Origin of the sequence: Sphingomonas sp. Ag1 (assembly GCF_000980895.1) — a bacterium.
Classification (GTDB): domain Bacteria; phylum Pseudomonadota; class Alphaproteobacteria; order Sphingomonadales; family Sphingomonadaceae; genus Sphingomonas; species Sphingomonas panaciterrae.
Map to the genome: position 1 here is coordinate 1,212,405 of NZ_LAZX01000094.1, position 19,155 is coordinate 1,231,559.

Below are 19,155 nucleotides of genomic sequence, written 5' to 3' on the forward strand. Positions count from 1 at the left end.
GGTGAACGACAATAGGCAATGAAAATAGCCGATTCAAACGGAGAACCTGCCGACGCGCTCGCGCTGCAGGCGCTGGCCTGGACATTGTCCGATTCCGACCGCGCGGGACGCCTGCTGGCGCTGACCGGGCTTCACCCCCATGATCTGCGCGAACGCATTGGCGAGCCCTCCGTCCTCGCCGCCTGCCTCCTGTTTCTGGAGGCGCATGAACCCGATCTCATCGCCTGCGCGTCTGTGCTGGATTGCAAACCCGAGGCGCTGGTGCGCGCCCGCCACGAACTGGAGAGGCTATGACCCGACCGCTGCTGATTTCCGATTGCGACGAGGTGCTGATCCACATGGTGCGCCATTTCGGCGACTGGCTGGATGAGGCGCACGATATCGAATTCACGCCCTCGAGCTGGGAACTGGGACGCAACATGCGCCGGCGCAGCGGTGGCGACGCCCCCAGCCGGGAGGAGATGCGCGGCTTCCTCGATGGCTTCTTCCCGGCCGAGATGCACCGCCAGACGCTGGTCCCCCACGCGCGCGACGCGCTGGCGCGGATCGCCGAGGTTGCTGACATCGTCATCCTCACCAACCTGCAGGACAGCTGCCGCACCCACCGCATGGATCAGCTTGCCGCCTTCGGCATCGCGCACCGCGTGGAATGCAACCAGGGGCCAAAGGGCGGCCCGGTCGCCGCGCTCGTCGCAGAGCATGGCAATCCGGTAACGGTGTTCGTCGACGATCTGCCGATGCACCATGAATCGGTCGCCGAACATGCGCCGCAGGTCCATCGCCTGCACATGGTGGCCGAGCCTGCGCTTGCCCCCGGCGTGCCCGCCGCCCCGGCCGCGCACGCGCGGATCGATGCCTGGCCGGATGCGCTTCCCTGGATCATCGATCGTCTCGCCAGCGGTCAGCACGCGCCCACCCCGCTGCGCACCGCCGCCGCGCACGGTTGACCGCGAACGGCGGCTGGTGTTCTACCCCGGACCATGACTGACCGTATCGATCGCAAGCTCGAAGAGCTCGGGCTCACCCTCCCCACGGCGGCTGCGCCCGTCGCCACTTATGTCCCGACGGTCGAGGCCGGCGGCCTGCTCCATGTCTCGGGCCAGCTGCCGTTCCGCGATGGCAAGGTCGTGACCGGCCGCCTCGGCGACGATCTCGATGTCGCCGCCGGTTCGGACGCTGCCGTGCTTTGCGCGCTGATGGTCGTGGCGCAGGTCAAGGCCGCGCTCGGCGACCTGTCGCGCGTCGCGCGCATCGTGAAGCTCGGCGTGTTCGTGAACTCGGCCCCCGGCTTCGGCGATCAGCCCGAAGTCGCCAATGGCGCGTCGGACCTGATGGTCGCGCTGTTCGGCGATGCCGGCAAGCACGCCCGCGCCGCGGTCGGCGTCGCTGCCCTGCCGCGCAACGCTGCGGTCGAGATCGATGCCATCATCGAAGTGGCGCGCTGAACCTTCGCGCTACCCGGTCGTTCCGGCCAAGCCGTGCGCTTGCCTGACCAGATCTTTTCCGAATCGGCGCCAGCCGCGGCTTATCCCCGCGCGCTGGCGCGCTTCCTCCATCCTGTCTGCCCCCCGGACATGACGGGGACTGTGGCCGAATGAACCTCTCGGCCCGCATGATGCACGGCGTCGCCAGCATCTCGGCGGAACAGTGGGATGCCTGCGCCGGCACCGCCCATCCCTTCGTCAGCCACGCCTTCCTCTCCGCACTGGAGGATTCGGGCAGCGTCGGCGGTCGCACCGGGTGGCAGCCGGTACCCGTCGTCGTCGATGGCGCGGATGGCGCGCCGATCGCCGTCGCCCCCGCTTATGCAAAGGCGCACAGCCAGGGAGAATATGTCTTCGACCATGCCTGGGCCGATGCGTGGGAGCGCGCAGGCGGGCGCTATTATCCCAAGCTTCAGGTCGCCGCCCCCTTCACCCCCGTGCCCGGCCCCCGGCTGCTGTTGCGCGATCCCAGCGCCGCGCCGGCGCTGATTGCGGCGCTGGAGGCGGTGACCGATCAGCATGATCTGTCCTCCGCCCATGCCACCTTCGTCGCCCCCGATCAGATCGACGCCTTCGAGGCCGCCGGCTGGCTGATCCGCGAGGGCACGCAATTCCACTGGCGCAACCAGGGCTTCGCCAGTTTCGACGATTTCCTCGCCACCCTCGCCAGCCGAAAGCGCAAGGCGATCCGCAAGGAACGCGCCGCCGCCGTTGAGGGGCTGACGATCCGCCACCTCGTCGGCGATCAGATCGGCAAGCGCGAATGGGACGCCTTTTGGACCTTCTACCAGGATACCGGCAGCCGAAAGTGGGGCCGCCCGTATCTCACCCGCGCCTTCTTCCCGATGCTGGGCGAACGGATGGGCGATCGCGTGCTGCTGATCCTCGCAGAGCGTGACGGCCAGCCAATCGCCGGCGCGCTCAACCTGATCGGCGCCGACACGCTCTACGGCCGCTATTGGGGCTGTACGGAGGACGTGCCGTTCCTGCACTTCGAGCTGTGCTATTATCAGGCGATCGACATTGCGATCGAACGCGGGCTTTCGACGGTGGAGGCCGGCGCGCAGGGCGAGCACAAGCTGATGCGCGGCTATGCGCCCGTCCCCACCTGGTCGGCGCATTATTTCCCCAACCCCGGCTTCCGCCGCGCGGTGGCCGATTTCCTCGCCCGCGAACGCGTCGCGGTGGAGGCAGACCAGGAATTCCTCGGTCAGCTCACTCCCTTCCGCAAGGGCTGATCGCTACCGCACGCGCTCGCGGTCGGGCAGCGGCTGCAATCCCGGCCCGGTCGTCGGCACCACCTTGGGCGGGACGATCTTGGTGGACAGCTGGAACGATATGCCGATCACTGCGGCATGGTTCATGTTGGCGCGGCCGTTCACTGCCCGCTGTCGCTGGTTCAGATAACCAAGCTCCAGCGCCGCCGACTCCGAAATGGGCGTGCGCACCCCGGCGAAGGTCCACAGGTCGTCATATCCCTTGCGCGCGCCCCAGTCGGCGTCGGTCAGGTTCCAGTACAGTTCGACCGAGACGACGCCCACCGGCCCGCCGCTTTCCTTCTTGGTCAGCGGCGTCGCCAGCAGCAATTGCTGCGCCACGCGCAAATTCCAGTCCTTGCCGGTCGATCGCTGGCGCTGCTCGAAGCGCGTTTGCGCGCGGACGCCGACCCGCCCGATCGCCCCGATGCGATAGGATGCCTGTTGCAGGAACCGGTTCTCGTGCAGGTCCTGCGGCAGCCGCGCACCATCAATGAAGGCATAAAGATACCCCGCCGACAGGATCAGCGACTCGCTCTTTCGCCAGGAAATGATCGGCGGGATGACCGTGATCGGTGCGGTCGCGGCATTCTTGGTCGACCAGCGTGGCTGTATCTCACTGGTGATGAAAACATCGTCGGAAAGCGGCGCCGTCACCTGGATCCCGCCCCAGATCTGCCCGCCGTGGTTGGTCTCGGCCGCCACCGGTAGCGCAACCCCCATCGCACATGCAGCCACAGCTGCCGCCCAGCATCGGTTCAAAGGCCGGTCCTCCCCTCTCCTTCTTCAACACCTTGAGGATCGGAAAGGTGCCGCAGCGCGGCGCATTTTTTTGCGCTGCGGCTTTATGAGGGTTCAGGCGAGTGCTCGGGGCGTCACGAACGCGGTGGCGGCGGCAGCTCCGACTTGCGCTCGCGCATCCGCCGCTCCCGCAGCTCGAGGAACCATCTGGGGTACAGTTCCTCGTCGGCAATCTGCGGCGTCGGACGGTCGCGGTTCACCTTCAGCAGCGCGCTCGCCCCGGTCGGCGACCGCCAGACCCGATCGAGGTCGCTGGCATAGCGCGCATTGAACGGCGGCGTGCGGATCAGCCAGACGTAATCGAACGCCTCGCGCGGGAATCGCGCCATCGAAAAATCGATCGGCTTCCACCATTCGCGCGGGCACCAGCCCGGCGTCACGATCTCCGAGGGATCATGCGCGAACATGCCCGCCTTGCTGTATTTCGCGGTCAGCAGCTGGGCGCCCGGCATCGACCATTGGTCATTGGCATAGGCCAGCCGCCGGGTCAGCGCGATGGCCGGCAAATGCTCCAGCCGGCTCATCTTCCATTCGTTGCGGCAATTGGTGCCGACGAACGTCACGACCCGCGCGCCCTCCGGCAATTCGTCCAGCGCAGCAAGCTCGGTGTCGTAATCGCGATCGAACAGCCAGTAGCTGACCGTATTGCCCGCGATCCGCGCGACGAAGAAACTGGTCGCCAGCATCGCCAGGATACCGGCCTTGCGCGCGCTCATTCCCGGCAGCGGACGGATCGCGATCAATGTCACCGCCACCACGAACGGCGCCAGCCGCATGTCGGCATAGGCCGATCCGAACACGATCCGCGGCAGCAGCGCGTACACCGCCGCCAGGAACAGCGCCGACAGCACGAGGTTGCGCGAAAAGCCAAGCACCGGGTCCCGCACCGCGTAGAACAGCAGCAGCAGGTAAACCGCGGTCGAGGCGACGTCCCACAGCTCCCACCGATCGCGCAGCACCATCAGCAGCCAGGCGACTTTCGCCTGCCAGTTGAACCAGTCCGCCGTCTGGCCGGTGACATGGTCGCCCGACCGCCAGAAGATCATCAGCAGCATCGGCAGCGCCAGCGGCACGCAACCCAGCCCCGCGCGGATCCAGCTTTCCACCCAATGGCCCGATCCCGCATCCTTGCGGATATCGTGCTGGCGGATCATCTCGGCGGAAAATGCGAGCACGCCCAGCACGCCCCAGCCGAACGTATGGCACAGCCACAACAGGCAGGAGATCGGCACGAAGATGATCGCGCGCAGCCGCAACCGGCCGAGCCGCGCCAGCCGCAGCCACAGCGCGAACAGGCACAGCGCCAGCGCCATCGACAGCGAGAAATTCACGAAACCGAACTGGAACGGGTAGCAATAGGCCAGCGGCAGCGCGAACATCGCCGTCGGCGGGATCCGGCCATGCACTTCGCGCGCGATCCACAGCAAACCGGCCACCGTCAGCGCCGGGATCGTCATCACGATCAGCTTGACGCCCAGTTCCAGGCCGAAAACCTTGGCAAAGGGGACGACCAGCAGGTCGATCCCCAGGTTACCGATCAGCGACCATTGGAAATTATACCATTCGGCCAGCCACGGCGCCTGTTCCACCGGCGTCAGCTGAACGCGGTAGCGGCCCATATGCCCCGGCAGGTCGACCAGCGGCGGAATGTCCGGCCAGATCAGCGGCACGATCGAAATAAGCGTCGCGATCACGACAAACGTGCGCGTCTGCCACCAACGAAGGGGCGCCCCCATGTGATCCATCGCTTTGCCTTACGGGCGTCGGGCGACGGGGGGCAAGGGCCGAATGACCCGCCACGCCAGCGCCGGGGTGCCGGTCTCGACCGGCTCCAGCCAGTCGAACCGCTCGCCAGCTTGCAACCGCGCCCAGAAGCCTTCCGGAAAATCGCGGCGATAGATTTCCGTCTCGCTCAGCCCCGGGCAACCGGCGATATACGCTGCCCCGCTCGCCATCACGATCCCCCGCGCCTGTTCGGGCGACCCGGTGAAGGCGGTCAGTACCTGCTCCATCGGGCGCGGCGCGCGATGGTATCCGCCCGCGATCGCGTCATGATGGGTGGTCGCGATGATGTCCGGTCCAATGTCGATGGGGGCAAAGACAATGCCCGGCGGCAGCCGCCCGATCACGCGAACGTCGCCGACTTTTTCGCATGACGGGCGCTGCTGGCCGGACGCCGTCCCGGCGCGGCCGATATTCGCCGGGGACAGGCCGGATGTCGCCGCCGATCGGTCGTCCGCGGCCACTGCCTTCCCGGCCACCACGCCGATCGCCGCGACCTGTCCGGGGGACGCGACCAGCAACGCCCCCGCCGTCGCGACCAAGCGCTTGCCGGCCCCCGGCACCGCCCGCGCCCGCTTCAGCAGCGTCAGCAACAACGTCGCCGCCCCCGGGATGGCCAGCGCATTGGCCGTCGCCCCCGCGCGATTGACAAGCACCGCCACCAATGTCGCAAGAGCTAGAATAGCAAGCAAAAGCAACCACCTGACCCTGACGTCGCCCTTTGTCGAACGATAGCCGCGCCACGTGGCGAAAAGGCCCACCAGCGGCAGCCCGATCGTCATCGCCGCCCAGTGCGGCTTCTGCTCCCACAAGGGCCGCCCCTCGCTCACCCCAACATACCAGATGTCATGAACGATCGGCGGCAGGCTCGCGAACGGCCCCGCCAAACACCCCGGCGATACCACTACCAACACCCCCGCGGTCAGCACCCCCACCCCCAGCAATCCGCCGAGTCTAACGCCCGCCCGCCGGCGCTGAAACACCGTCGTCACGACGCTCGTCCCAACGGCCGCCGTACCCAGCATCGCCAGCCAACTAGGTGCAACCGCGTCGCAGGCCGGCGCGAAAAAGCTTGGCCCGCGTGTTGCCACGTGAAGCAGCAGCGCGCCGCCAAACAGGCTCCACACCAGCCCAAGCAAGAACCCGCGCCGCTCCGGCTGCCACACCCAGGCCAGCGCCGCGACGCCGGCAATCGCCGCCGCGATCGGCATTCCTTCCAACGAGATCGTCAGCAGCATCGCCAGCGCAATGCCGGCCACGGCGCCATCACGCACCCGCCCGCGCCTGATCAGCATCGCCACCGCGACCAGCGCCAGCACGATCTGCCAGCCATGGTGATCGATCCGCAGCGGCCGCAGCTGGTACACCAGCGGCGCCGACAGCGGCACCAGCAGCACGGCGTAGCGCGCCGCCTCCGCGCCCGAGAGCCGCCGGGTCATCGCCGCAACCAGTGCCATGACGGCCAGCAACGACAGCAAGGGCACGATCGCCATCGTCACGCGCGTCGCCGCATCCTCGCTCATGACGAGGCGCGTCGCCGCCAAAACAATCGCCAGCGGAAGGTCCACCAGCCGCGACCAATGCATCGGAAAGTCGCCGCCGTTCAGCCGATGCTGCGCCACATCCCACCAGCTTTGCCCTGCAAGCCAGTCGCGCACCTCCATCAGGCGCATCGCGTCATCGGGATCGGGAAAGCGCAGCGACATAATATCGCCGGCAGTGGCGAGCAGCAGAACGATGGCGGAGAGCAGCCACCCGATCAGGACAGGGCGGACGATCCCGCGGCCCCGTTTTCGCGCGCGGGAGGCGAGGATTTGTCCATCCGACGCACGCCCGCCCCCGACGAGGGCGCCCGTCACCGCGTCGCCTGCTGCCGGGTGGCCCACAAGGTCACGCCGCCTTCAGGCGTTCCGGCACCGCACGTACGCTGGCGAGCGCGGCGCGCTCCCCCTCGTTGCCGCTCTCATGGTATTCGGCGTCCTCGTTCACCGCCCAGATGTCATAGACCCGCGCGCCGGCTTCGATGTTTCGCACCGTCAGCATCGCGGTCATCATCGCGTGATCCTGATTGTTGTAGCGGTGCATCCCGTTGCGCCCGACACAATGCAGCGTCGGATAGCGTGTCTCGATCTCCTGGCGCAGCACCTCGACATTGGCGGCATAATCCTCGTCATAGACGGGATAGGCCTTCTCCTGCCGTACCACCGTTCCGCCGACCACCTGCTCCGCCTCGCATAGCCCAAGCTGCGCCATCTCCTTCGTCGCCAACGCAACGAGTTCGTCGTCACTTGCTGACCAGAGCCCGTCGCCCTCGAAGCAGAAATATTCCAGGCCGACGCAGGCGAGATCGGGATCGGGCACCATCTCCGGCGACCACGACCGGAAGTTCTGCACCCGCCCCACCTTCACCTTCGAATCGTGGATGTAGATCCAATTGTCCGGAAACAGGTCGGGCGAGCGGATCATCAGCGCGACCGTCAGGAAGTCGCGATACTTGAGGTTCGCCGCCTCCGGCAATGCAGCCGGCAGCGGATGGAGCCGGCTCGCCAGTTCGCGCATCGGCGCCGAGGAAATGACGTGCGCCGCCTTTATCGCGACCTGCGCACCCTCGCCGTCCGTGGCGGTCATCGTCCACTGTTGCGTGACGTCGTTGAACGCCAGCTGCTTCAGCTTGTGATCCATCAGCACATGGTTACCGTGCGCGACCACATGATCGCGCGCCGCTTCCCACATCATGCCCGGCCCGAGCCGCGGATAGCGGAAGCTTTCCAGCAACGTCTTCACCGCCATCCCGTCGTTTGGCCGCTTGTTGAGGCCAAGGCTCCGCTTCAGCCCGTCGGTCACCGCGCCCCACAGGCTTAGCCCCTTGATCCGCTGCGCCGCCCAATCGGCGCTCATCGCATCGCACGGCATGCCCCACACCTTCTCGGTGTAGGTTTTGAAGAAGATCGAATACAGCTTCCATCCGAAGGCGTTGACGGTCCAGTCCTCGAAGCTCTTCACGCTCCTGTTGGGCAGAAGCTTGGCCTTGGCGAAGCTCGCCATGCACAACGCCGATCGCCACACGCCAAGGTTCCACAGCGCCTCGAACGCGCGCAGCGGATAGCTGTAAAATCTGCCCTCGTAGTAGATACGGCTCATCCGCGGCCGCTCGATGAAATCGTCGGGCAGGATCTCATTCCAGAGGTCGACCACCTCCTTCGATCGCGAGAAGAAGCGGTGCCCGCCGATGTCGAAGCGGAAGCCCTCATGCTCGACGGTGCGGCTGATCCCGCCGACGTAGCGCGGGTCCTTCTCGATCACCGTGACGGAATAGCCCGCCTTTCCGAGCAGATAGGCCGCCGTCAGCCCCGCCGGTCCCGCGCCGATGATCGCCACGTCCACCGTGCCGACAGGATTCGCCATCTGATGCTGCCCCATAGCAATGCAGCATCGGCAATGAAGGACGATGATTGAGGCGTGGTTAATGCGCCGCCCGCGCGGCGCACCAGATCACCGGCTGGCGAGATGCTGCAGGGCGGGCGAATCGCGATCATAGACATCGGCGACATATTTCACGCCGCGTCCCGTCTCGGAGGGGCTGGCCGTGAAATACATCAGATACACCGGTACCGGCTCAGGCACGGGCACGTGCTGCTCGGGCTGGGAGCTGTCGGGCCTCAGCGGGCGATCGAACAGCCAGCGGCCCAGCCGCGGCGCATCCTCCAGCCGGACGCAACCGTTGGAGAAATGCCGGTCCGCCTTGGCGAACAAATTCTTCTGCGGCGTATCATGCAGGTAGATGCCGTGATCGTTGGGGAACATGAACTTGACCGACCCCATCGAATTGCCCCGCCCGGGCAGCTCGCGCACGCGCGGCTCCACGGTGCCGTCCACCACCCCCTGCCAGTCGATCGAGGAGGAGGGAATGACGGTGGCGTCATGGGTCCAGTCCGACAGCGCCTCATAGCCCTGCCGCTCCAGCGAGGTACCCGCCAGCACCTTGGGCGCGATCCGCTTGCGCACCAGGTCGACCGGCACGTTCCAATAGGGGTTGAGCGTCGCATAGCGCACCAGCCCCGCCATCATCGGTGTCTGCGTCTCGGGCGTGCCGGCAACGACTCGCATCGTGCCCTGCTCTGCCCCGCCGCCGTAATACCACAGCCGCGCCGCGGCCGCGTCGACCACGATATGCCGGCTATAGGCATCGGGCAGCAGCCGCGCCCGCTCCAGGTTCAGCCGCAATTGCGCGATCCGGTCCTCGCTCGCTCCGCCCTCGCCGTTCAACGCGGCGATCGTCTGTGCGCCCGCAATGCCATCGACCGGCAAGCCGCGCGACGCCTGGAAGCGGCGCACGCCGGCCCTCAGCTCCGCATCGTAAGTGTCGCCATCCGCCAGCCCCAGCCGCTGCCGCAGCAGCATCACGCGCTCGCCCGTCATCCCCGGCTTCAGCAACGGCCCGCCGGGCACGGTGACGTCGCTCCCCGGCACATCACGTTCATCGTCCGGCGCCGTCGCTGGTAATGCCGCGCGCAACTGCACGTACAGCGGGCTCATCCAGCCCATGTTGCGCACATAATCGGCCATCGACTTGGCCAGCGCCGCGCGCCGCAGCACCTCTTCCGGGCGCAGGCGCTTCGGCTTCAGCGTTTCCTCGAGATATTCGATATCGATCGTCGGCTCGCGCATGTCGCGAACCAGATTGCCGAGCGCGCCGCTCAATGCCACCTCAAGATAGGCGAGCGCGCGCGGATTGCCGTCCTGCCCCTCATCGATCAACCGGCGCAGTCGATCGGGCGAATAGCGATCGGGGTTGAGGCCATCCACGCGCACGCTTTCGATCACGCCGACCAGTGCCTCGGCCTGCGGGCCGGGCCGGTCATCGACGATCCACAGCGGCCAATAGCCGCGCGCGCGATAGAAATCCTTCAGCCGGCCGCCGACCTGGCCGCGAATTGCCTGGGCAACCGCGTTGGTCGCCTCACCGACGGGAACATTGTCCTGCGCGGCGGCGGCGCTGGGAAGCGCCGCCACCGGCAGGAGCAATGACAGGATAAGCGCCAGCCGGCTCGCGCGCCGCGCCGGCGCGCCCTCGCCGGCCGACAAGCTCAGCCTCGTTCGCCGCGCGGGGTGGGCGGCGGCGGGGGCGGCGGCGGGGGCGGGCACGGCGGCGCCTGGAACGCTACATAGACGCCGTCCGGCGTGTAATAGCCATCGACCAGGCCATCGCCGTTGCGATCAGCTGCGACCGTTCCGGCCAGTGCACCCGGGCCAAGCGGCGGCGCCGGAGCGACCACGTCCTGGCGGTTTTCGGCGCAGGCGGTGAGCACGGTGGCCCCCAGCAGCAATGCGCCAAATGTTGCACCCTTCATCGCAATCTCCCTCAGACTCGGGGCCTTGAGCCGCCCCAGGCGCGGAAAGAACGTCGATGGCGGCAGGATCGTTCCTGATCGACAACGATCATACGCGTTGTCCGCAGTGGCCGGCACGCCGGAGATGGCAGGAATCCTCCCCCGGCGTGCGATAGGCCGATTACAGGCGGTCGCGACGGCCGAGCAGGCGCAGGCGAAGCGCGTTCAGCTTGATGAAGCCTTCCGCGTCGCGCTGGTCATAGGCGCCCTGGTCGTCCTCGAACGTCACCACCTTCTCGCTGTAGAGCGAGTTGGGCGACTTGCGGCCGACCACGTTGACGCTGCCCTTGTACAGCTTCAGCCGCACCGTGCCGGACACCTTCTCCTGGCTATAATCGATCGCCGCCTGCAGCATCTCGCGCTCCGGCGCGAACCAGAAGCCGTTATACACCAGCTCAGCGTAGCGGATCGCCAGCTCGTCCTTCAGGTGCGCCGCGCCGCGATCCAGCGTCAGCTGCTCGATGCCGCGATGCGCCAGGTGATAGATGGTGCCGCCCGGCGTCTCGTACATGCCGCGGCTCTTCATGCCCACGAAGCGGTTCTCGACCAGGTCGAGCCGGCCGATGCCATGCTTGCGGCCAAGCTCGTTCAGCTTGGTCAGCAGCGTCGCGGGCGAACATGCCTCGCCGTTCAGCGCCACGCCGTCACCACGCTCGAAATCGACCGTGATATATTCCGGCGCGTCGGGCGCGTCCTCCGGGTTCACCGTGCGCGAATAGACGTAATCGGGCACTTCCTCCCACGGATCCTCCAGCACCTTACCTTCGGACGAGGTGTGCAGCAGGTTCGCGTCGGTCGAGAACGGCGCTTCGCCGCGCTTGTCCTTGGCGACCATGATCTGGTTCTGCTCGGCGAACTCGATCAGGCGGCTGCGGCTGGTGAGATCCCATTCACGCCACGGCGCGATCACCTTGATGTCGGGTGCAAGGGCATAATAGCCCAGCTCGAAACGGACCTGGTCGTTGCCCTTGCCGGTCGCGCCATGGCTCACGGCATCGGCGCCGACCATCTTGGCGATCTCGATCTGGCGCTTGGCGATCAGCGGCCGGGCGATGGAGGTGCCCAGCAGATACAGTCCCTCGTACGTCGCGTTGGCGCGCATCATCGGGAACACGTAATCCTTGACGAACTCCTCGCGCAGATCGTCGATGAAGATATGCTCGGGCTTCACGCCGGCCAGCTCCGCCTTGCGGCGCGCTGGTTCCAGCTCCTCGCCCTGGCCGAGGTCGGCGGTGAAGGTCACGACTTCGCAGTTATAGGTCTGCTGCAGCCACTTCAGGATGACGCTGGTGTCGAGGCCGCCGGAATAGGCGAGCACGACGCGCTTGATGGAGGAGTCGGTCATGGCGCGCGCGTCTATTCGCTCGCCGCCTTGACGGCAATCGCGTTTAGATCACCGGGTCGTCGAATGCCGCGACTTCCTGCTCATCGAGCTCCTGCAGCGCGAACCAGCAATAAGCGAACAGCGCGACGCAGCCGACCGCCGCGATCAGATACGGCAGCGAATGCCAAAGGCCGTACAGGCCGACGCCGATCGATGGCCCCAGCACGAAACTGGCGCCATTGACGCTCGTCACCTTGCCCGCGACCGATCCTTGCGCGGCGGGCCCGACGGCGAGGCTCGACCCGGCGGTGAAGCCCGGCCGGGTGAAGCCGAAGCCGAGGCTGGCGAGCGCATAGCCGGTGGCGATGCCGTACAGCGACGTGGCAAAGCCGGTCATCACCGTTCCCGCCGCAGCGAAGACGAGGCCGACCAGCACCAGCGCGCGCGGCGCCAGGTTCAGCGTCGGGATAATGCCCCATTGCGCCAGCAGTGCGGTGCCGGCACCCATCATCAACACGATGCCCGTCGGCTCCAGCGCCTGCGAGGGCGGCAGGTTCAGCCGGTCGATCACCAGGAACCCGATTGCCTGGCCCGTCATCGCCTGCGCATGGCCCATCACCAGCCCGGCGATCATCCAGCCACGGATCCGCCGATCGAAATAGCTGACCTTGACGCCGCCCTTGAGCGCCGTGGCGCCGCGCACGCTCGCCCCCGTGCCCTGCCCGCCGATCGACGGATAACCGGTCGTCCCGCCGTGGCCGCCCAGCGGCGTGGCGCGATCCTCCGGCAGCATCGTGCGCACGGTCAGGAACATCGCGATGCCGAACAGGGTGAACACGAACGCCGGCCCGGCCAGCCCGATCTCGATCTCCCCGATATGCCCCAGCAGCAGATAGGGCGCGATCGCTGGTCCCAGGATCGTGCCCAAGCCGAACGCGCTGGCGATCAGCGTCAGCGCGCGCGTGCGCTCCTCGCGCGTCGTCTCGCCCGCCACGATCGCCTGCACCGCGGGCGGCGCGGCCGATCCGAACGTGCCATAGATCAGGCGCGCCATGATGAAGAGCAGGAACGCCGCCGATCCGCTGATCCACCCGTTGATGCCCGCGGCCAGGAACAGCCCGCAGGTCGCGAGGCTCACGCAGAATCCGCCCATGCCCAGCAGGATCATCAGCCGTCGGCCATAACGGTCCGATCGATTGGCCCAGAACGGCGCCGCGATCACCCACAGAAGCGCCGATACCGAAAATGCCGCCGCGACCGCGCTGTCCGCCACACCCAGCGAGCGGCCCAATGCGGGGAGTACCGATTGCAGTGCCGTATTGCCCGCTGCGATGGTCAGCATCACCATGAACATCAGCGCAAACCGACGGTCGAACGCGCGTCGAATCCTCGGGCGCCTGGGGATGGCGCTCTGCTTGTGCCCCCGTTCCTCTACCATGACGCTCGATTAGGCGCTTGGGAGCGCCGCGCAACCCCGCTATGGCAACTGTCTAGGCCGTGCCGCGTTCGGCACAATTGACGACTTTTCCGGGGAGTTACTTTTCCTCCATGCCCAGCTCAACCAGTGCGGTGCGCCGCGCCCGAACCAGCAAGGCCGGCGTGCCGAAGCCGTGGCAGATGTTCTTCTCCGGCTTCCTGAAGCATCCGGTGATGGTGGGTTCGGTAATCCCGTCCTCCGCCAAGCTGATCGACAAGATGCTGGCGCCGGTCGACTGGGCGAATTGCAAGGTGTTCGTCGAATATGGTCCGGGCGTAGGCACCTTCTGCCGCCCGATCCTGGAGCGGATGGCGCCGGACGCGACGCTGATTGCGATCGACACCAATGCGGATTTCGTTCGCTATCTCGATCACACGATCGTCGATTCCCGCTTCGTGGCCGTCCACGGGTCCGCGGCCGACGTTGAGGCGATCGTGGCCGAAAATGGCCACGAACAGGCCGACTTTGTCCTGTCTGGGCTCCCCTTCTCGACGCTGCCGGCCGGGATCGGCCCGGCGATCGCGGAGGCGACGCACCGCGTCATCCGCCCCGGCGGCGCCTTCCTCGTCTATCAGTTCAGCCCGAAGGTGCGCGATTTCCTGTCGCCGCACTTCACGCGCATCGACCATGACATGGAATGGTGGAACGTCCCGCCGGCGCAGCTCTACTGGTGCTGGAAGGACTGATCGCGGCGAGGATCTGACCCGTCTGGGGGGAGCAGGCGCATCGCCGCTCCTCGCCCGCCGGGCCGCGTGACAAGTCGCGCCACCACAATGACTTGAGGCACGAAGCTCAGGCCCCGTGATACAGGAAGCCCCGCCGGTCGATCGACCTGCGGGGCTTTGTATATGGTGGGCGCGACAGGGATTGAACCTGTGACCCCACCCGTGTGAAGGGTGTGCTCTACCGCTGAGCTACGCGCCCGGAGAGCCTTTCAGCTCGAAACCGGAAGCGGGCCTTTAGGAGGCATCGCGCCGCCTGTCCAGCCCGCCATCATCAAATTAGTTCAACGAATCCTTCAGCACCTTGCCCGCCTTGAACTTCGGCTGGCTCGACGCCTTGATCGTCATCGGTTCGCCAGTCCGCGGATTGCGACCCGTCGACGCCTTGCGCTTGGTCACCGCGAAGGTGCCGAAGCCGACCAGGCGCACTTCATCGCCCTTCTTGAGCTGCGCAGTAATCGTGTCGAACACGGCCTCGACCGCGCGCGTGGCATCGCCCTTGGCGAGTCCCGACGCGGTCGCAACCGTCGCGATCAACTCCTGCTTATTCATGCACCGACCCCCGTTTGGCTTTGCGGATATTCGAAAAAATACGGATTCGGCCCGCGCGAGGCCGCTCGTTCCAGTAAGACGGCTGGCCCGTTCAGTGTCAAACGAAACCACGGCGGTCGCGATGAACCGCCGTGTCCCGTTTTCGCTGCCTTAAAGGAACTTAGTGGTGAAGCTCCCCCCCGGCCGGCGCGATCGGGGCCGGCGGCTGCGCCGCCAGCTCGTCCGCGTCAGTCCAGTCGATCGCTTCGAGCGGCTCGGTCAGTGCGAGGCGAAGCACCTCGTCGACATGCGTCACCGGTACGATCTTCAGGCCGTCCTTGATGTTCTGCGGGATGTCCGCGAGGTCCTTCTCATTCTCCTGCGGGATCAGCACCGTGGTGATGCCGCCGCGCAGCGCCGCGAGCAGCTTTTCCTTCAGGCCACCGATCGGCAGCACGCGGCCGCGCAGCGTGACCTCGCCGGTCATCGCCACTTCCTTCTTCACCGGCACGCCGGTCAACGTGGAAACGATGCAGGTGACGAGGCCGATACCGGCCGACGGGCCGTCCTTCGGCACCGCGCCTTCCGGCAAGTGGACGTGCACGTCCTTGCGGTGGAACAGGCTCGGCTTGATCCCGTAGGACGGCGCGCGCGCCTTGATGAAGCTCATCGCCGTCTCCGCCGATTCCTTCATCACATCGCCCAGCTTGCCGGTCAGCTTGATCGCGCCCTTGCCGGGCACCGTCACGCTTTCGATCGTCAGCAGTTCGCCGCCCACCTCGGTCCAGGCGAGGCCGGTCACGGCGCCGATCTGGTTCTCCTCCTCGGACAGGCCATGGCGATACTTCTGCACACCCGCGAACTCGTGGAGGTTCTCCGGCGTGATGGTGACGCTGGTCGCCTTGCCCTCAAGGATCTGGCGCAGCGCCTTGCGGGCGAGCTTGGCGATCTCGCGCTCCAGCGTGCGCACGCCGGCCTCACGAGTATAGCGTTGGATCAGCGCGCGCAGGCCCTCCTGGGTCAGCGTGAACTCGCCGTCCTTCAGGCCATGCGCCTCGATCTGCTTGGCGATCAGGTGACGCTCGGCGATCTCCACCTTCTCGTCCTCGGTGTAGCCTTCGAGGCGGATGATCTCCATGCGATCGAGCAGCGGCTGCGGCAGGTTCAGCGTGTTCGCCGTGCAGACGAACATCACGTCCGAAAGATCGATATCGATCTCCAAATAGTGATCATTGAACTTGCTGTTCTGCTCCGGATCCAGCACCTCGAGCAGCGCCGAGGCGGGATCGCCGCGGAAATCCTGGCCGAGCTTGTCGATCTCGTCGAGCAGGAACAAGGGGTTCGCCGCCCCTGCCTTGCGCAGGTTCGTCACGATCTTGCCCGGCAGCGAGCCGATGTACGTCCGGCGATGGCCACGGATCTCGGCCTCGTCGCGCACGCCGCCCAGCGACTGGCGGATGAACTCGCGGCCGGTCGCCTTGGCGATCGACTTGCCGAGGCTCGTCTTGCCCACGCCCGGCGGGCCGACGAGGCACAGGATCGGCCCCTTCAGCTTGTTGGTGCGCGCCTGGACCGCGAGATATTCGACGATCCGGTCCTTCACCTTCTCCAGCGCATAATGATCCTCGTCGAGGATCGCCTGCGCCGCGGCGATGTCCTTCTTCAGCTTCGACTTCTTGCCCCACGGCAGGCCGAGCAGCACGTCGAGATAGTTGCGCACGACGGTCGCCTCGGCGCTCATGGGCGCCATGGTCTTCAGCTTCTTCAGCTCGGCCGTGGCCTTGGTGCGCGCTTCCTTGGAAAGCTTCAGCGTCGCGATCTTCTGCGTCAGCTCGCCGATCTCGTCGCCTTCGCCTTCCTCGCCCTCGTTGCCGAGCTCGCGCTGGATCGCCTTCAGCTGCTCGTTGAGGTAATATTCGCGCTGCGTCTTCTCCATCTGGCGCTTGACGCGGCTTTTGATCTTCTTCTCGACCTGCAAGACGCCGAGCTCGCCTTCCATGAAGGCATAGACCATCTCCAGCCGGCGGGCAGGATCGGACTCGATCAGCAGCGACTGCTTGTCCGCAACCTTGATCGAGATGTTGCCAGCCACCGCATCGGCGAGGCGCGAGGCGTCTTCGATCTCGCCCAGCTGCGAGGCGGTTTCCGCGGGCAGCTTGCGGTTGAGCTTGGCGTAATTCTCGAACTGGTCGATCACGGACCGCATCAGCGCCGACACCTCGGTGCCCTCGGCCTCAACCTCCTCGATCGGAGTCACTTCGGTCGTCACATAGCTGCCAGCGTCGACGAGACCGCCGAGCCGGCCGCGCTGCTTGCCCTCGACGAGCACGCGCACCGTGCCATCAGGCAGCTTCAGCAGCTGAAGCACCGTCGCGGTGACGCCAATATCATAGAGGTCGTCCGCCTTGGGATCATCCTCGGCCGGATCAAGCTGCGCGACGAGGAAAATCTCCTTGTCCGCGGCCATCGCTGCCTCAAGCGCAGCGACCGACTTGTCGCGACCGACGAACAGCGGCACGATCATGTGCGGGAAAACGACAATGTCGCGCAGGGGCAGAAGAGGGTAGGTCTGGGTCATGCAAACTCCGGCGCCGCTTCGAACAGGCGGCGATTTGCAGTGTATATGGGGTGGCGCGCTTGTCCATCAATCGCCGCATGTCGCTTGCGGAGCCGATAACGTGCTGCAGCATTCTTATTCTGCATGATCTCGCTTCTTCTGCTGATCGCGGCGGCATCCTCGCTGCCGGACAAGGGCCAGCCACCACTGACCGCCCAAACCCGAATGTCCGGCGGACCGAGGCCGGCCGAGCAGACTGCGGTCCGCTTTGACCACGCCGACCTGTCGTTCGAAGTCGTGCCGCGGCAGCGCCGCATCCGGGGCGATGCGCTCCTGACCTTCACCGCGCGCGCGCCATTGGCACGGCTGGTGATCGATCTGGATCGCAATCTTCCCGTATCATCGATCGCGATCGACGGATCGCCCCTGTCGAAACGGGCGTGGAGCAATCCCGAGGGGCAGCTGGTCATTGCGCTGCCGAAACCGTTGGCCGCCGGCGAGAAGGTGCAGGCGCGGATCACCTATGGCGGCACGCCGCACGTCGCGCTGAACGCCCCCTGGGATGACGGTATCGTCTGGAGCAGCACGCCCGATGGTCGCCCCTGGGTCGCCACCACCACGCAGGGCTATGGCTGCGACCAATTATGGCCATGCCTCGACTTCCCTTCGGGCGAGCCGGCGCTGGTCGATCTCCACATCACCGTACCACCGGGGCTGAAGGCGCCGTCGAACGGGCGGTTGATCGGCGTCGATACGCTCAGCGACGGGCGGACGCGCTGGAACTGGCGCGCCCGGCAGCCGAATACCTATGCCATCGCGCTCGCCGTGGGACCGTTCGAGGAACTCACCGGCACGTACCGCAGCCGCTACGGCAACGAAATCCCGCTGTATTACTGGTACTTGCCCGGAAAGACCGAACAGGCGAAGGCGTTGTTCGCCGAATTTGCGCCGACCCTCGACTTCTTCGAACAAGTCATCGGCCCCTACCCTTTTGCCGATGAAAAGGTCGGCGTCGTCGAAACGCCGCACATGGGCATGGAGCACCAGACCATCAACGCCTATGGCAACAATTACGCCAAGGCACCGGAAGGCTTCGACTGGCTGTTTCACCATGAATTCGCGCATGAATGGTTCGGCAACCAAGTAACGGCGGGGAACTGGGATGATTATTGGCTGCATGAGGGCTTTGCCCAATATATGCAGCCATTATACGGTCTCTGGCGCGAGGGCGACGCGCGTTACCTCACCATGCTGGAGACACAGCGCAACCGGATCACCAATCGCGCGCCGATTGTCCGGGACAAGTTGCTGAGCGAGGAGGAGGTGTATGAGCCGTCCCTCGGGGGTGCCGGGACCGACATCTACTATAAGGGCGCGCTGACACTGCACACGCTGCGAGGGCTGATCGGTGACGACGCCTTTTATCGTGCGGTACGCCGGCTGGTCTACGGCCGTAAAGATCCTGCACCCGGCAACTTTCGGCCGCGGTTCGGCTCTACGCGAGAGTTCGAAGGGATCGTAAAGGAGGAAAGCGGCCAGGATCTCGGCTGGTTCTTCGATGCCTATCTTCGCCGCGCCGAACTGCCTGACCTGACCGTACGGCGTGACGGTGACACGTTGCGGCTGGACTGGCGCGAAGGCAGTCGCTTCCCGATGCCGATCGAGGTGAAGATCGGCGATCGCGTCGAACGGGTCGCGATGGCGGGTGGCAGGGGCACCTTGACCGTTCCCGCTGGTCAGCACGTCGTGATCGACCCGATGGCGCGGGTGCTGCGCCGTTCGTCAGCGGTGGAGCAATATCAGACGTGGCAGGCGCGCGCGCGCCAGTAGT

16 protein-coding genes and 1 tRNA gene are annotated in these 19,155 nt (G+C 66.2%); 6 read left to right on the forward strand and 11 right to left on the reverse strand.

Translation table 11 applies throughout. The features are described 5' to 3' along the window. Positions 1 to 18: 18 nt before the first annotated feature. From XM50_RS18690 to XM50_RS18705, 4 genes are all read left to right on the forward strand, one after another. Positions 19 to 294, forward strand: a complete 276-nt coding sequence (locus XM50_RS18690; protein ID WP_046411558.1) for a DUF3572 family protein — start codon at positions 19 to 21, stop codon at positions 292 to 294. Next, positions 291 to 947, forward strand: coding sequence for a hypothetical protein (locus XM50_RS18695; protein WP_046411560.1), 657 nt, complete (start codon positions 291 to 293; stop codon positions 945 to 947). The genes XM50_RS18690 and XM50_RS18695 overlap by 4 nt, the downstream gene beginning before the upstream one ends. A 33-nt stretch (positions 948 to 980) precedes the next feature. Next, positions 981 to 1,445, forward strand: a complete 465-nt coding sequence (locus XM50_RS18700) for a RidA family protein (protein WP_046411562.1) — start codon at positions 981 to 983, stop codon at positions 1,443 to 1,445. A gap of 149 nt (positions 1,446 to 1,594) precedes the next feature. Further along, the gene (locus XM50_RS18705; protein WP_046411563.1) at positions 1,595 to 2,722 is read left to right on the forward strand and encodes a GNAT family N-acetyltransferase; all 1,128 of its coding nucleotides are present in this window, start codon (positions 1,595 to 1,597) and stop codon (positions 2,720 to 2,722) included. A 3-nt stretch (positions 2,723 to 2,725) separates the two neighbouring features. Here the strand turns inward: XM50_RS18705 and XM50_RS18710 are convergent, their stop codons facing one another. The 8 genes from XM50_RS18710 to XM50_RS18745 form a co-directional block, all read right to left on the reverse strand. Further along, complete coding sequence (locus tag XM50_RS18710; RefSeq protein ID WP_046411565.1) at positions 2,726 to 3,463, reverse strand: DUF2490 domain-containing protein; 738 nt, start codon at positions 3,461 to 3,463, stop codon at positions 2,726 to 2,728. Between the two features lie 152 nt (positions 3,464 to 3,615). Further along, complete coding sequence (locus tag XM50_RS18715; protein ID WP_443024681.1) at positions 3,616 to 5,277, reverse strand: hypothetical protein; 1,662 nt, start codon at positions 5,275 to 5,277, stop codon at positions 3,616 to 3,618. Positions 5,278 to 5,295: 18 nt separating this feature from the next. Further along, complete coding sequence (locus XM50_RS18720) at positions 5,296 to 7,182, reverse strand: hypothetical protein (protein ID WP_052742655.1); 1,887 nt, start codon at positions 7,180 to 7,182, stop codon at positions 5,296 to 5,298. A 31-nt stretch (positions 7,183 to 7,213) separates the two neighbouring features. Further along, complete coding sequence (locus XM50_RS18725) at positions 7,214 to 8,728, reverse strand: NAD(P)/FAD-dependent oxidoreductase (protein ID WP_046412021.1); 1,515 nt, start codon at positions 8,726 to 8,728, stop codon at positions 7,214 to 7,216. Positions 8,729 to 8,815: 87 nt separating this feature from the next. Continuing rightward, entirely contained in the window at positions 8,816 to 10,408 is a 1,593-nt protein-coding gene (locus XM50_RS18730; protein WP_082103215.1) for a L,D-transpeptidase family protein, read from the reverse strand. 2 nt (positions 10,409 to 10,410) lie between these two features. Next, on the reverse strand, positions 10,411 to 10,674 hold the full coding sequence (locus tag XM50_RS18735; RefSeq protein ID WP_046411568.1) for a hypothetical protein: 264 nt from the start codon (positions 10,672 to 10,674) through the stop codon (positions 10,411 to 10,413). A gap of 160 nt (positions 10,675 to 10,834) precedes the next feature. Further along, on the reverse strand, positions 10,835 to 12,058 hold the full coding sequence (locus tag XM50_RS18740) for an argininosuccinate synthase (protein ID WP_046411570.1): 1,224 nt from the start codon (positions 12,056 to 12,058) through the stop codon (positions 10,835 to 10,837). Between the two features lie 43 nt (positions 12,059 to 12,101). Next, complete coding sequence (locus XM50_RS18745; RefSeq protein WP_443024682.1) at positions 12,102 to 13,385, reverse strand: MFS transporter; 1,284 nt, start codon at positions 13,383 to 13,385, stop codon at positions 12,102 to 12,104. Between the two features lie 200 nt (positions 13,386 to 13,585). Between XM50_RS18745 and XM50_RS18750 the strand changes: the two genes are divergently transcribed. Continuing rightward, positions 13,586 to 14,200, forward strand: coding sequence for a class I SAM-dependent methyltransferase (locus tag XM50_RS18750; RefSeq protein WP_046411574.1), 615 nt, complete (start codon positions 13,586 to 13,588; stop codon positions 14,198 to 14,200). A 163-nt stretch (positions 14,201 to 14,363) separates the two neighbouring features. On the opposite strand, the gene XM50_RS18755 is transcribed toward XM50_RS18750, so the two are convergent. From XM50_RS18755 to lon, 3 genes are all read right to left on the reverse strand, one after another. Further along, positions 14,364 to 14,438 (reverse strand) — tRNA-Val (locus XM50_RS18755). A 77-nt stretch (positions 14,439 to 14,515) separates the two neighbouring features. Continuing rightward, positions 14,516 to 14,788, reverse strand: coding sequence for an HU family DNA-binding protein (locus XM50_RS18760; protein ID WP_046411576.1), 273 nt, complete (start codon positions 14,786 to 14,788; stop codon positions 14,516 to 14,518). A 160-nt stretch (positions 14,789 to 14,948) separates the two neighbouring features. Next, positions 14,949 to 17,345 (reverse strand): endopeptidase La, encoded by a 2,397-nt coding sequence (gene lon / locus XM50_RS18765; protein WP_046411577.1) that lies wholly within the window; start codon positions 17,343 to 17,345, stop codon positions 14,949 to 14,951. Positions 17,346 to 17,468: 123 nt separating this feature from the next. On the opposite strand from lon, the gene XM50_RS18770 reads away from it, so the two are divergent. Beyond that, positions 17,469 to 19,154 (forward strand): M1 family metallopeptidase, encoded by a 1,686-nt coding sequence (locus tag XM50_RS18770; protein WP_046411579.1) that lies wholly within the window; start codon positions 17,469 to 17,471, stop codon positions 19,152 to 19,154. The last annotated feature ends 1 nt before the right edge of the window (position 19,155 follow it).